This window comes from Bacillus sp. IS1, assembly GCF_032461585.1.
GTDB classification, from domain to species: Bacteria; Bacillota; Bacilli; order Bacillales; family Bacillaceae; genus Bacillus; species Bacillus velezensis.
Genome location: NZ_JAWCWR010000001.1, coordinates 919,307 through 931,170, shown reverse-complemented (window position 1 = coordinate 931,170; position 11,864 = coordinate 919,307). Strand labels below are relative to the sequence as shown.

The following is an 11,864-nucleotide window of genomic DNA, read 5'->3' as shown; positions in this document are numbered from 1 at the left end:
TGAATTGTATAATAGTACAACAAAAGACAGTCATCAGGAGGGGAAACCCATGAAATCCTTTTATCACTATTTGATGAAATACAGGCATCCCAAACCGCAGGACGCAATCAGCCGGTTTGCGAATCAGGCATACGAAGATCACGGCTTTCCGAAAACGTCAAGCGATTATCACGAGCTCAGTTCTTATTTAGAACTGAGCGCCGACTATTTAGAAACGATGGCGACCTTTGATGAAGCTTGGGAAAAATATGAGACCGAGGTCCATCACGCCTGACGAAAAACCGCACATTGTGCGGTTTTTTTCTGTTGAAATCACTCGCTTATGAGGTGCCGTATGATCAAATCCCGCGACGCCGTCCGTTTTGATCAGCACGTAAACAAATCTACCTGACGGCACATATCACAATCAGGCAGGAGAAGGTATAGCTGCAGAGTTCACCGGATCAGCCTGCTGCCGGCGGGGTTCCGTGTAAGGAGTCTCTTTTCACGGAGAAATAATCAAACAATTAAAAATGAAGTGAGGGGAATCAAATGATCCATTAGGTAAGACAGATGAGGAACTAACGTTTGGACGGAAAAGGGGATTTTATGTGACAAGGTTGAAGCGGTTTGAAGTTGTGGCTTCATTGAAAGCCGAAACGAGTTTGGTTCTTCATGATACACAAGCCATTGCAAATATGCAGCCGGAATGGGAGTTCCATACTCCTACGGATCTTGAACATCACTGCGGTGATATTGTCAACATGCCTTCGGGCCGGGTATTTTCCTTTGCGTCATAGATAAAAAATAGAAGCTTTTTGTCTCAGCATTGTTACTGCTCATTCGATCGAGAGCGGAATGTCATCGGACGCTTCTGTTACGGTAAGTGAAAAAACGCACAAGCATGTTGCGGTTTTTGACATTTTGAACAGGTGCAGAAATAGATATTTCCTGTGGTTTTCATGCCCATGCGAAATTATGGCGGCCGGCATACGATAGCGTATGACAGTCCGCGGCAAGGGGGAGACAGCATGAAGCCAGATAAACCGAAATTTCAAGTGGGAGACATCGTGGTCGTCGTGATGTACGGAACCGTCGGCACCATTACGAAGGTTCATCAAATTGATAAACATTATCTTTACGAAGTCAATCATAATGAAGTGCTTTATTTTGAATCGTCCATCCAGCTTTATAAAGATTATGAGGGCGTGATCGTCGATATGGAGAAATTGGATATTGAATATGAATTTCTGATCGGCGACGTCGTATATGTAAAGGACTACGGAAAGGAATTATTCCGTGTCATCGGCCACAGAACTGAAATATGGAGATATTTAGAGGATGGCTGGGAGGATATTATTTATGAGCTGACTCGGCTGAAAGACGGAGAGTGGCTTGAAACGGAGGAAGAGGATCTCACGCTGGTTCTGAGAAAATATGAAATGGATCAGTTTGTGCATCAGCTGCTGTTTGTCCACTATGTTGGGGAAGCATCTCATGAGATCGGCGAGGATACCGTCGCGTCTGCTCTTCTTCAGTTTGAAGGCGATGCTGATGATCCCGATACCCTGCATGTGCTGGCGGTATCGATTGTAGATGAGCTGCTTGATATTTATAACGATTATAAGATTCTTTATCATTTGTTCGGTGACGAAGAATATAAAGATATGATGAATTTTGTGCTGGAAAGCCTGCGGGAGCATTTCAGCTAGCCGGCAAAAAAACGGACGGTGACATATAAAAACCAGGGCAGACAGCCGGCAAAGATTACAAACGACATTCCTTTCAGCACTTTTTCCAATACGATATCAAATCCATCTCCGTCCAAAAAAGCCATCATTTTCGTCATCATCTTTTCTCCCTCCGGGGCTTGTTTTTTAAAAGTATATGAGCGGACAAAACGTTTAGAACTTTCGGGTATAATTTGAACGGTTTTTTCATAAAACATAAAAAAGGAGGCGGTGTTTGCATGAAAGAAATAGATCTTGTGATTGACACAGAAGAAATAGCTGATTATTTTTACAGTCAGCTTGCTATGCGCGGGTACATACCGAGTGAAGAGGAAATCTTCGAAATAGCCGACATCACCTTTGATTATTTATTAGAAAAATGTATGATAGACGAAGAGCTTGATGAAGACTGAAACTGCGGAACCGAAGTGAAAAAGCTTCGGTTTTTTCAATCGGCTCGGGAGAATGAAACATGGGGGGAAAACGTTGTACAAGCCAGCAAGTCTTTTCGCATTGTTTATTCTGCTCGCAGCAGCGATCCGGATAGAAGCCGTCCGGGCTTTTGATGAGCGCGTGATAGAAGCGGCTGTCAGGATCAGGTCTGCCTGGCTGAATGAATTGATGTTATGGATAACGGAGCTCGGCACGACCGCGGTGCTTTTGCCGCTTCTTCTTTTGACAGGCGCGGCTCTGTATATGTACAAAAAAACGCCGGATGTTGTTTTTTTGCCGCTTCTCTTTCTCATTGAACGGATTGTAAACATAAAAATAAAAGAATTGATTGAAAGAGCCAGACCCGCTTTTGAACCGCTCGTCCATGAAACCTCATACAGTTTTCCGAGCGGCCACTCCATGAATTCGGCAGTGATGTATCCCGTCATCGCTTACTTTTTGATTAAGCATGTTCCGTTTTTTACGAAAAGAAAACGGGCCGTCACCGTCTTTACCGGAGTTCTCGTCATTCTGATCGGACTCAGCAGAATTTATTTGGGCGCGCATTTTCCGACGGATGTCCTTGCCGGATTCAGTCTCGGACTTTGCCTCGTTTCGCTTTTTGCGCTCTTTGACGAAAAGTATCATCCGTTTCGACAAAAATAGAGACAGGAAAAATGAGAAAAAACGCTAATACTATTAAGAAATAAGAGGGAGGGATCTTGATGCTGTTATCGCTGCCCGTGTTTAAAAAAAAGACTTGCGCCTATGATGTGACGATTTTTCAAACACCCCGCTACGGCGAGAAAAAGGGATACAGGGTCGTCTATCGGACAGAGCTGGCCGCTGACAATCATCAAGACGCACTGGAAAGGGCATTTTCTGTTTTTAATGTGCCTGATACGGTCCCAAACGACTATCAAGCCAGATTCATAGCGACCGGAGATGTCATACTCATAGACGAAGGAAGAAAAGGAAAGACCTATTACAGGCTTAACCCTGCGGGATGGAGCAAAATTAACCGGCTGCTCGTCCAGCCGAGGTAAGACGGGGCCGGCTGAATCTTCAGCCGGCTTCCGTATTGTCTGGGAAAGACAGTGTTAAGGCTTCCGTTTAGCGGCGGAATGCTCTTTTCCATGCGCTTCATCAGCTGCAATGACGTCGGAAACGGGCACGTGATTGTTCTTTTTCTGGCCGGTCACCCGGTTGCGCTGTTTTTTGCCCATTATGTTCACTCCTTTTTCTTTAGGCTTGTCATCCCGCATATTCTGCCCAAGATCGCCCTGATCATGCTGATGATTGTCTCTTACCGTTATTCAGTGTACAATGGGTGGGAGTTTGAATAGGCAGGAGGAAAAGGAAATGAGTGTACATATAAACGCAGAAAAAGGCCAAATTGCGGATACAGTGCTTTTGCCGGGAGATCCGCTCCGAGCGAAATTTATTGCGGAAACTTATCTTGAAAATGTGGAATGCTATAATGAAGTCAGAGGAATGTACGGATTTACGGGTACATATAACGGCAAAAAAGTATCAGTCCAAGGCACGGGCATGGGTGTTCCGTCTATCTCTATTTATGTGAATGAACTGATTCAAAGCTATGATGTTCAAAACTTAATCAGAGTCGGCTCATGCGGAGCCATCCGTAATGACGTGAAGGTGCGTGACGTGATTTTGGCTATGACGTCTTCAACGGATTCACAGATGAACCGTGTCGCCTTCGGCAGTGTAGATTATGCTCCTTGCGCAGACTTCGAACTGCTTCATAAAGCGTACCAGGAAGCGCAAAAAAACAATCTTCCCGTAGCGGTCGGAAGCGTATTCACCGCCGATCAGTTTTACAATGAAGACTCCCAAATCGAAAAGCTTGCCAGATACGGCGTGCTCGGCGTAGAGATGGAAACGACTGCTTTATATACGCTTGCCGCTAAATACGGCAAAAAAGCGCTGTCTATCCTGACTGTAAGCGATCACGTATTAACGGGAGAAGAAACAACGGCAGAAGAGCGTCAAACGACTTTTCATGATATGATTAAACTGGCGCTGCATACTGTATCGTAAACTTGAGATGAGGGTTATGCTGATTAAAGCAGCCCTCTTCTTTATGCATCGTCCTGATTCAAAAAAAGAAAGGTAAGGGTAAAATGAAGAAATCCACTAAATGGTTCTCGCTCGCTGCCGCTCTCAGCGTAACCGCAATCGTGGGAACCGGCTGCAGCATTTCAGGCGGCGACAGCCACAAGGACACAAAAACAGCAGCTGAAACAAAACAATCCGATGACACATCAAGCAAAAAAACAACGAAGACAGAAAACAGCGATTTTGTATTGGAGAGTAAATATTTTAATGATATTAAAGAAGTGAACGGGCTTGAGACCATTCAAAATCCGACAAATACACTTGCGCTCGTGAATAAGACATACACGCTGCCGGGAGATTATAAACCGAATGATCTCGTGATCCCGAAAGTCGAATTTTCTTTTACTGAGAAAATCGAGAAACGATATATCCGCAAACCTGCCGCCGATGCTTTGGCGGAACTATTCAGCGCCGGGAAAAAAGAAGGTTATGACCTGGTTGCCGTTTCAGGATACCGCTCTTATGACAGACAGAAAGTTATTTTCGATAATGAAGTCAGTCTGAAAGGTGAAAAAAAGGCCAAAGAAGCCGTCGCATATCCGGGGCAAAGCGAACACCAGACGGGGCTTGCCATGGACATTTCCAGCAAAAGCAACGGATATGAGCTGAATGAAGCGTTCGGAAACACGGCGGACGGCAAATGGGTGAAAGACCATGCGTATGAATACGGCTTTATCATCCGCTATCCTAAAGGCAAAGAAAATGTCACAAAGTATGAGTATGAACCATGGCATTTACGCTATGTAGGCAAAAAAGCGGCAAAAGCCATCCATGACCATCAATTAACGCTTGAAGAATATTTTAATGAAGTAAAGAAAGTGTAATGAGAAGAAGCCCGCTTGAAAAATAGAAAGCGGGCTTTCTTTATTACCAGAAGAGTAAACCTCCAAGCGCAAATCCGGTAATGAAACCAAGTCCGATACCGTAGGCTGCTCCCCAGCCTCCCCAGCCTCCCCAATAGCCGAACCCGTATCCTCTGTGACGGCCGCCGACAGGGGCGATATACACTTTGCTGTTAGTCACCCGTACGATTCTTCCGACGTGGACTCTGCCGTTTCGTTCTGTAATTCTTGCTACTTTTCCCTGGTGCTGCCGGCAAAGATGATAATAGTTTTGCATCTTTTCTCCTCCTATCCAACCTATCTTTCTATGTCAGCTTATGATAGAGTGCGGTAAAAAGGTTGGACGAAAACAGGAGGACAATCGCCGTTTTACTTGTAAGCGACAAAAGCGCAGTGTCCCATATATTCACGGTACGTCTGCATAAGCTCGTAATGAGCCGTCAGCGTATCGTAGTGAACCGGCTGAATAACGGGCGATAAATCCATTTCTGTAGTCGGCTCCTGCGCATTGTTTTCATAGACAGCGGGAATGAAATCCGCTTTCTGAAAGCCTTGCTGAAGCAATCTCTGTTTCCATGCCGTTTCATCCTGCAATACGGTAAAACCGTAGAAGTCTTTTATCTGCGTGATGGCGTTTTCCGGCATGGGCTTTTGTAAAGCAGCTTCAATGCCGATCAGCATACCCCCGGGTTTAAGGACCCGCAGGATTTCAGACAGCGATGAATCAAGATTTGAAAAGGTGAGAACTGATTCGGAAAGAACGGCGGAAAATTGATTTTCAGCAAACGGAAGCCGCTCAAGCTCCGCCAAATAGCCCGGAATGGTTAAGCCTTCAGCGGCAAATCGTTTTGCTGCTTTTTCAAGCATAAGGGGGTCCTTATCAACACAGGTGACGGGATACAGCAGGTGGCCGAGATAAGCGGCCGTCTGTCCCGTTCCGCAGCCGGCGTCAAGAATCGGTTCGCCAGGAGGAGGAGCCGCTTTTGTGAGAACGGCTTTGGAAAAAGCGAGTCCGCCGGGGTGAGCCCCTCCGACTCCGAATAAGGACAGCATTTCTAAATATTTGCTCAAAGGCCGAATCCTCCTTTTTTCCTCAGCATATGTTGAGAGAAAAGCATAGGTTTAGGTAAACGGGAAAGAAGGGCGCCTCACGTTTGAAGTTGACGAATGAGCGTTCGTCTATGATAATAATGTAAGAATAAAAAGGTGGTGTTTTCTTGAAGCGGCAATTTAAACTGTTTTTTATTATATTGATCACTGCGGTCGCAGCCTCGGCGCTTACGCTGTTTATCACGGGCAATACGACCATCTTCGGACAAGGCTCGGCTGCTTTGACGAACAGCAAATTTGAGAAATTCAATAAAGCCTACGAGCAGATTAAAAGTGATTACTATCAAAAAACAGATGACAGCAAATTAGTAGACGGAGCGATAAAAGGCATGATCAGTTCCCTGGATGATCCATATTCTTCTTATATGGACCCGCAGGAAGGAAAGTCTTTTGAAGAAACAATTTCCGCTTCGTTTGAAGGCATCGGCGCACAAGTGGAAGAAAAGGACGGCAGCATCCTGATCGTATCGCCGATTAAAGGGTCACCCGCGGAAAAAGCGGGGGTTAAACCGAATGACCAGATCTTGAAGGTCAACGGCAAAAGCGTTAAAGGCCTTAATGTAAACGAAGCCGTCGCATTAATCCGCGGCAAAAAGGGAACAAACGTCAAGCTTGTGCTGCACAGAGCGGGTGTCGGCGATCTGAACCTGTCGATCAAACGTGACACCATTCCGGTTGAAACGGTGTACTCTGAAATGAAAAAAGGAGACATCGGCGAAATCCAAATCACATCCTTCTCCGAATCGACGGCAAAAGAGCTGAATTCAGCCATTGACAGCCTCGAAAAACAAGGAGCGAAAGGATACATTCTCGATTTAAGGGGCAACCCGGGCGGACTGATGGATGAAGCCATTAAAATGAGCAACATGTTTATCGATAAAGGGAAAAATATCATGCAGGTCGAATACAAAGACGGCACGAAAGAGGTCATGAAAGCGACGAAAGAGCGCAAAGTGACAAAACCGACAGTCGTCCTCGTCAATGACGGCACCGCGAGCGCCGCGGAAATCATGTCGGCTGCGCTGCATGAATCATCGGGCATTCCGCTGATCGGCGAGAAAACGTTCGGAAAAGGAACCGTGCAGACGGCAAAAGATTACAGCGACGGTTCTACCGTTAAGCTGACAATCGCAAAATGGCTGACAGCAGACGGAGAGTGGATTCATAAAAAAGGCATCAAACCGCAATATCAGGTTAAGCTTCCTGAATATGCGAACCTGCCGTATTTAGATGTGAAAAAAACATACAAATACGGGGATTCCGGAACCACCGTCACCAATGCGCAAAAAATGCTGAAAGCGCTGGGGTACAGCGTGAAAGTAAACGGCACGTATGATAAAGCATTTGAACAAGCCGTTAAACAATTCCAAGCAAAAGAGAAACTGAAACAAACAGGCATTGTAACGGGAGACACAACGGCAAAATTGATGACGGATCTGCAAAAACAGCTTGCGGACAACGATACACAAATGAAAAAAGCCATTGAAACATTAAATAAGAATATGAAATAGTAAAAAACACCCGATGCGTCGCTCGCGCATTGGGTGTTTTCTGTTTGCGAAAAGCCCGTCTTATGTCGTTTCCTGTTCAAAAAGGTGGCTGTTCGCCTGAATGAAAAACTGTGATTGCTCATAGTGATAGGTGACTTTTGAGTAGTCAAACGGCTGGCCGTTGGTTAAATGAAAAATCGTTTCAACGCAAAGCTTAGGCGCTCCTGTAAACAGACCTAAGTACTCCGCTTCTTCCTCATTTAACATCCCCGCGTACAGATATAAATCTGAAAAACCGCGCTTTAACCCGAGACCTTCTCTAATATAATCAAATATTGATTCTGCCACGATCTCTTTATTCAAATACGTAATAATCGATTTGTTGTAAAATGACTCTTCGATACACAATGTCAGCCCGTCAATATATCGGATTCGCTTGACATAATACACGTCGCCGTCAGGCGGCATATTCAGATTTTGGGCAGCCTCAGGCGTGGGTTTTCTCACTTCCAGCGCTAATAATTTGGAAGTGACATTAAAATCTTCAAGTGATTCTTTAAATCCCTGATTAGAAAGCAGACTAATATACCCTTTTCTTTTATTCCGTCTGACAAAAATGCCGCTTCCCCTCACTTGAAACACAATCCCTTTTTTTTCTAATAAATCCAAGGACTTGGTGATCGTGCTTTTGCTCACGTTAAACCGGCTCATTAAGGTTTGCAGCACAGGCAGTTTATCCCCTTGCTGCAGCTGATGTTCTTCTATGTATTTTTCAATTTCTATCGCGATTTGCTGGTATTTTAACATATACATTCCTCATTCATTTATTGTCCCGCTTCTTTCAGAATTATAGCATAATCGTTTTTAAAAGCCATTTCGTAAATTAACTATAATTGTTTATGTATTGATAAATTATACCGGTACAATTATAATGTAAACGTATAATATGAAAATAAAGGCAGGAATTCTTCTACACTATCGAAGCGGCTGCAGTGCATTTATTCGGCATGCAAGCGGCAGTCAAATAAAGGAGGATATAAACGATGGGGACATTGCCAAAAGATTTTTTATGGGGAGGCGCTCTCGCCGCCCACCAATTTGAAGGGGGATGGAATAAAGGCGGCAAGGGGCCGAGTGTAGTGGACGTCATGACGGCAGGCGCGCATGGTGTGCCCCGGAAAATAACAGATACAATTGAAGAGCGGGAATTTTATCCGAATCATGAAGCGATCGATTTTTATCATCGTTATAAAGAGGACATCGCATTATTCAGCGAGCTGGGTCTGAAATGTTTAAGAACGTCCATCGGCTGGAGCAGAATTTTTCCTAAAGGTGATGAAGCGGAGCCTAATGAGGAAGGATTGGCTTTTTACGACCGGGTGTTTGATGAATTGCTGAAACATGGGATTGAACCGGTAATCACGCTGTCACATTTTGAGATGCCGCTGCATTTGGCGAGGGAATACGGCGGTTTCAGAAACAGAAAAACAGTCGGATTTTTTGTGAAATTCGCTGAAGTGTGTTTTGAACGCTATAAACATAAGGTGAAGTATTGGATGACGTTTAACGAAATCAATAATAAGATGGATGTGAATAATCCGATCTTTTTATGGACGAACTCGGGCGTCGCCGTCAAAGAAAACGAAAACGCAAAAGAAGTCATGTATCAGGCCGGCCATCACGAACTGCTGGCAAGCGCATTGGCTGTTTCGAAGGGAAGAGAAATCAATCCCGAGTTCAGGATCGGCGCGATGGTATCACATGTTCCGATTTACCCGTACTCATCTCACCCCGATGATGTGATGCTGGCTGAAGAAACGATGAGACAGCGTTTTTTCTTCCCGGACGTGCAGGTTCGCGGATATTATCCAAGCTATGCGTTAAAAGAATTTGAAAGAGAAGGCTATCAGATACACTTTGAAGACGGTGATGAAGAGATTTTGAAAAACGGCCGGGTGGACTATCTCGGATTCAGCTATTACATGTCTACAACCGTAAAAAGTGATGTATCAAACGATAATACCGGGGATGTCGTAAACGGAGGATTGCCAAACGGCGTGGACAATCCTTATATTACAGCGAGTGATTGGGGCTGGGCGATTGACCCGACCGGTTTACGGTACACATTAAACCGCTTATACGACCGCTACCAGATTCCATTATTTATCGTGGAAAACGGATTCGGCGCCATTGACACATTAGAAGAGGACGGTTCAATTCATGACGCTTCAAGAATTGAATATTTATCGGCACATATAAAAGCTTTGAAAAAAGCAATCACATATGATGGTGTGGATGTAATGGGCTATACACCATGGGGAATTATTGATATCGTGTCATTTACAACCGGAGAAATGAAAAAACGCTACGGCATGATTTATGTTGATCGGGATAATGAAGGCAACGGTTCAATGAGGCGGCTTAAGAAAGACTCATTTGAATGGTATAAAAAAGTGATTGAAACAAACGGCTCATATGTATCCTAAAGGTGTAAAAAGGGAAGGCTTCACCGTTGTGTGAAGCCGGCTTTTTATCAGTATTTTTGAAAGCGCATTCATTCAAGCGGGAAGGAGGTGACTGTCCGGCTTTTCATTTAGGATCGCTTATAAAAATAAGGAAAGGGATGGTGGTTCATGTTTTTTAAAAAAGGTCTGCACATGACGCTGGTTTTTCTTATGTTTTTCTTTTTCATATCAAGCAGCATGACCGAAGTGTATGCGGCTGATCGGAAGGCTTCAGACAAAAACAAAGTAAGGGTGTGGTTCAGTTCTGAAAAAGATCCGGCTTCCCGTACGTGGTATGACGGGCCGCAGGAAGTGAAATACGCCTTAGACGAACAAACACCGCTTACATTGACAAAAAAGAAGGCTTCTGACACCGCCGCCGTGTATATTGATCCGTCGCGCCGCTATCAAAGTGTGTTAGGCGTAGGATCGTCCCTGGAAGAATCCACAATCCATAATTTATCAAAAATGACACCCGCAAAAAGAAAAGAAGTGCTGAAAAAACTGGTTGATCCCAAAGATGGTATCGGCATGGACGTTATGCGCATAACAATCGGGACATCTGATTTTACGGCACAGGAATTTTATACGTATGATGATATGCCTGAAGGCCAAACAGATCCTAAGCTCCGTCATTTCTCGATCCAAAAGGATATTGATTTACACATTACAGCAACCATCAAGGAAGCGCTGGCGATAAATCCGGAACTGAAAATCATTGCCTCACCGTGGAGCCCGCCGGCTTGGATGAAAACGAATGAAAACCTTAAGCGGGGAAAGCTGAAAGATAAATATATCGGCGAACTGGCCGTTTACTTCCGCAAATTTATTGAGGCGTACGAAAAGCAAGGAATTCCGATTTATGCCATGACCCTTCAAAATGAACCTTTGCTGGAAATCGACTATCCGAGCATGTATATGCCGCCGTCTCAGCAGCGCAAACTGGCACTGGCCTTAAAAAAAGAAATGAAAAAACACGTAATTGACACGAAAATTTGGATTTATGATCACAATGCGAGCGGGGCGTGGAACTATATTCCGCCGATTTTAGATGATAAAAAAGGAAACCGGGCGGCAGACGGCATCGCTTTTCACGATTATGACGGTGACCTTTCCGTCATGTCGGAGATCGGAAAGAGATATCCTGATCAATCTATTCACTTAACGGAGCGGTCTGTCTGGGGGACGGCAGGGGCGGACCGGATCGCGCAGTATTTCCGCAACGGCGCGTCGAGCTACAATGCGTGGGTGACGATGCTCGACAGTCAAATCAAGACGCATCATTGGATAGGCACCCCAGACCCGACGCTGTTTATTCAGGATGCTAAAAACCCTGACCGCTATTGGAATATCCCGATCTTTCATATGACAGGCAACTTTTCAAAATTTATCGACCGGGGAGCAAAGCGGATAGAAAGTAATTACGGCTCCAAAAACACAGTCTCGAATGTATCGTTCCTTAATCCTGATCAATCCATTGTGACAGTCGTAATCAACCAGACATCCGCCGACCAAAAATTCCATGTCGTTTCAGAAAATCGGCAGTTTGAAGCCGTCATCCCGGCTAAAACCGTGGCTACCTACAAATGGAAGCAAAAAAAGTAAAAACCGGCACATTTACGTGCCGGCTTCTTTCTG

The 11,864-nt window shown here is 44.8% G+C and carries 16 protein-coding genes; 11 read left to right on the top strand and 5 right to left on the bottom strand.

The features are described 5' to 3' along the window. The first annotated feature begins 49 nt into the window (after positions 1-49). From RUW00_RS03980 to RUW00_RS03970, 3 genes are all read left to right on the top strand, one after another. Positions 50-274 (top strand): YozE family protein, encoded by a 225-nt coding sequence (locus RUW00_RS03980; RefSeq protein ID WP_003153684.1) that lies wholly within the window; start codon positions 50-52, stop codon positions 272-274. Positions 275-590: 316 nt separating this feature from the next. Then, positions 591-779 carry a hypothetical protein gene (locus RUW00_RS03975; RefSeq protein WP_095272766.1) on the top strand — a complete coding sequence of 63 codons (189 nt, stop codon included), beginning with the start codon at positions 591-593 and terminating at the stop codon, positions 777-779. A 231-nt stretch (positions 780-1,010) separates the two neighbouring features. Further along, complete coding sequence (locus RUW00_RS03970; RefSeq protein WP_014418138.1) at positions 1,011-1,691, top strand: hypothetical protein; 681 nt, start codon at positions 1,011-1,013, stop codon at positions 1,689-1,691. On the opposite strand, the gene RUW00_RS03965 is transcribed toward RUW00_RS03970, so the two are convergent. Continuing rightward, positions 1,688-1,831, bottom strand: a complete 144-nt coding sequence (locus tag RUW00_RS03965) for a hypothetical protein (protein WP_014418137.1) — start codon at positions 1,829-1,831, stop codon at positions 1,688-1,690. The genes RUW00_RS03970 and RUW00_RS03965 overlap by 4 nt on opposite strands. A 117-nt stretch (positions 1,832-1,948) precedes the next feature. On the opposite strand from RUW00_RS03965, the gene RUW00_RS03960 reads away from it, so the two are divergent. From RUW00_RS03960 to RUW00_RS03950, 3 genes are all read left to right on the top strand, one after another. Continuing rightward, positions 1,949-2,122, top strand: a complete 174-nt coding sequence (locus tag RUW00_RS03960) for a YozD family protein (RefSeq protein WP_003153696.1) — start codon at positions 1,949-1,951, stop codon at positions 2,120-2,122. Between the two features lie 73 nt (positions 2,123-2,195). Then, entirely contained in the window at positions 2,196-2,807 is a 612-nt protein-coding gene (locus tag RUW00_RS03955) for a phosphatase PAP2 family protein (protein ID WP_014418136.1), read from the top strand. A gap of 59 nt (positions 2,808-2,866) precedes the next feature. Continuing rightward, positions 2,867-3,187 carry a YodL domain-containing protein gene (locus RUW00_RS03950; protein ID WP_003153700.1) on the top strand — a complete coding sequence of 107 codons (321 nt, stop codon included), beginning with the start codon at positions 2,867-2,869 and terminating at the stop codon, positions 3,185-3,187. A 54-nt stretch (positions 3,188-3,241) separates the two neighbouring features. On the opposite strand, the gene RUW00_RS03945 is transcribed toward RUW00_RS03950, so the two are convergent. Then, positions 3,242-3,367 (bottom strand): hypothetical protein, encoded by a 126-nt coding sequence (locus tag RUW00_RS03945; protein WP_003153701.1) that lies wholly within the window; start codon positions 3,365-3,367, stop codon positions 3,242-3,244. A gap of 136 nt (positions 3,368-3,503) precedes the next feature. On the opposite strand from RUW00_RS03945, the gene deoD reads away from it, so the two are divergent. Then, complete coding sequence (gene deoD / locus RUW00_RS03940; protein ID WP_003153702.1) at positions 3,504-4,202, top strand: purine-nucleoside phosphorylase; 699 nt, start codon at positions 3,504-3,506, stop codon at positions 4,200-4,202. An 83-nt stretch (positions 4,203-4,285) separates the two neighbouring features. Then, entirely contained in the window at positions 4,286-5,104 is an 819-nt protein-coding gene (locus RUW00_RS03935; protein WP_003153703.1) for a M15 family metallopeptidase, read from the top strand. Positions 5,105-5,147: 43 nt separating this feature from the next. Here the strand turns inward: RUW00_RS03935 and RUW00_RS03930 are convergent, their stop codons facing one another. Both RUW00_RS03930 and RUW00_RS03925 read right to left on the bottom strand, forming a co-directional pair. Then, a complete protein-coding gene (locus tag RUW00_RS03930; protein ID WP_007407946.1) occupies positions 5,148-5,399 on the bottom strand; it encodes a hypothetical protein in 252 nt (83 codons plus the stop codon). Positions 5,400-5,491: 92 nt separating this feature from the next. After that, entirely contained in the window at positions 5,492-6,193 is a 702-nt protein-coding gene (locus RUW00_RS03925; protein ID WP_007407947.1) for a class I SAM-dependent methyltransferase, read from the bottom strand. A gap of 146 nt (positions 6,194-6,339) precedes the next feature. On the opposite strand from RUW00_RS03925, the gene ctpA reads away from it, so the two are divergent. Further along, entirely contained in the window at positions 6,340-7,743 is a 1,404-nt protein-coding gene (gene ctpA, locus RUW00_RS03920; RefSeq protein WP_095272764.1) for a carboxy-terminal processing protease CtpA, read from the top strand. Positions 7,744-7,803: 60 nt separating this feature from the next. On the opposite strand, the gene RUW00_RS03915 is transcribed toward ctpA, so the two are convergent. After that, entirely contained in the window at positions 7,804-8,529 is a 726-nt protein-coding gene (locus RUW00_RS03915; protein ID WP_280145179.1) for a GntR family transcriptional regulator, read from the bottom strand. A 236-nt stretch (positions 8,530-8,765) separates the two neighbouring features. Between RUW00_RS03915 and bglA the strand changes: the two genes are divergently transcribed. Further along, positions 8,766-10,208: a 6-phospho-beta-glucosidase BglA gene (gene bglA, locus RUW00_RS03910; protein ID WP_280145178.1), complete on the top strand. Its 1,443-nt coding sequence runs from the start codon at positions 8,766-8,768 to the stop codon at positions 10,206-10,208. 147 nt (positions 10,209-10,355) lie between these two features. Beyond that, positions 10,356-11,831: a glycoside hydrolase family 30 protein gene (locus tag RUW00_RS03905; RefSeq protein WP_280145177.1), complete on the top strand. Its 1,476-nt coding sequence runs from the start codon at positions 10,356-10,358 to the stop codon at positions 11,829-11,831. Positions 11,832-11,864: the final 33 nt, after the last annotated feature.

What these genes read in the sequence shown, in the direction of transcription:
- RUW00_RS03970 (WP_014418138.1), top strand. Translation starts at nt 1,011, where the DNA reads ATGAAGCCAGATAAACCGAAATTTCAAGTGGGAGACATCGTGGTCGTC.
- RUW00_RS03915 (WP_280145179.1), bottom strand. Translation starts at nt 8,529, where the DNA reads ATGTTAAAATACCAGCAAATCGCGATAGAAATTGAAAAATACATAGAA.
- bglA (WP_280145178.1), top strand. Translation starts at nt 8,766, where the DNA reads ATGGGGACATTGCCAAAAGATTTTTTATGGGGAGGCGCTCTCGCCGCC.
- RUW00_RS03930 (WP_007407946.1), bottom strand. Translation starts at nt 5,399, where the DNA reads ATGCAAAACTATTATCATCTTTGCCGGCAGCACCAGGGAAAAGTAGCA.
- RUW00_RS03950 (WP_003153700.1), top strand. Translation starts at nt 2,867, where the DNA reads ATGCTGTTATCGCTGCCCGTGTTTAAAAAAAAGACTTGCGCCTATGAT.
- RUW00_RS03905 (WP_280145177.1), top strand. Translation starts at nt 10,356, where the DNA reads ATGTTTTTTAAAAAAGGTCTGCACATGACGCTGGTTTTTCTTATGTTT.
- RUW00_RS03935 (WP_003153703.1), top strand. Translation starts at nt 4,286, where the DNA reads ATGAAGAAATCCACTAAATGGTTCTCGCTCGCTGCCGCTCTCAGCGTA.
- RUW00_RS03980 (WP_003153684.1), top strand. Translation starts at nt 50, where the DNA reads ATGAAATCCTTTTATCACTATTTGATGAAATACAGGCATCCCAAACCG.
- RUW00_RS03945 (WP_003153701.1), bottom strand. Translation starts at nt 3,367, where the DNA reads ATGGGCAAAAAACAGCGCAACCGGGTGACCGGCCAGAAAAAGAACAAT.
- RUW00_RS03965 (WP_014418137.1), bottom strand. Translation starts at nt 1,831, where the DNA reads ATGATGACGAAAATGATGGCTTTTTTGGACGGAGATGGATTTGATATC.
- RUW00_RS03960 (WP_003153696.1), top strand. Translation starts at nt 1,949, where the DNA reads ATGAAAGAAATAGATCTTGTGATTGACACAGAAGAAATAGCTGATTAT.
- deoD (WP_003153702.1), top strand. Translation starts at nt 3,504, where the DNA reads ATGAGTGTACATATAAACGCAGAAAAAGGCCAAATTGCGGATACAGTG.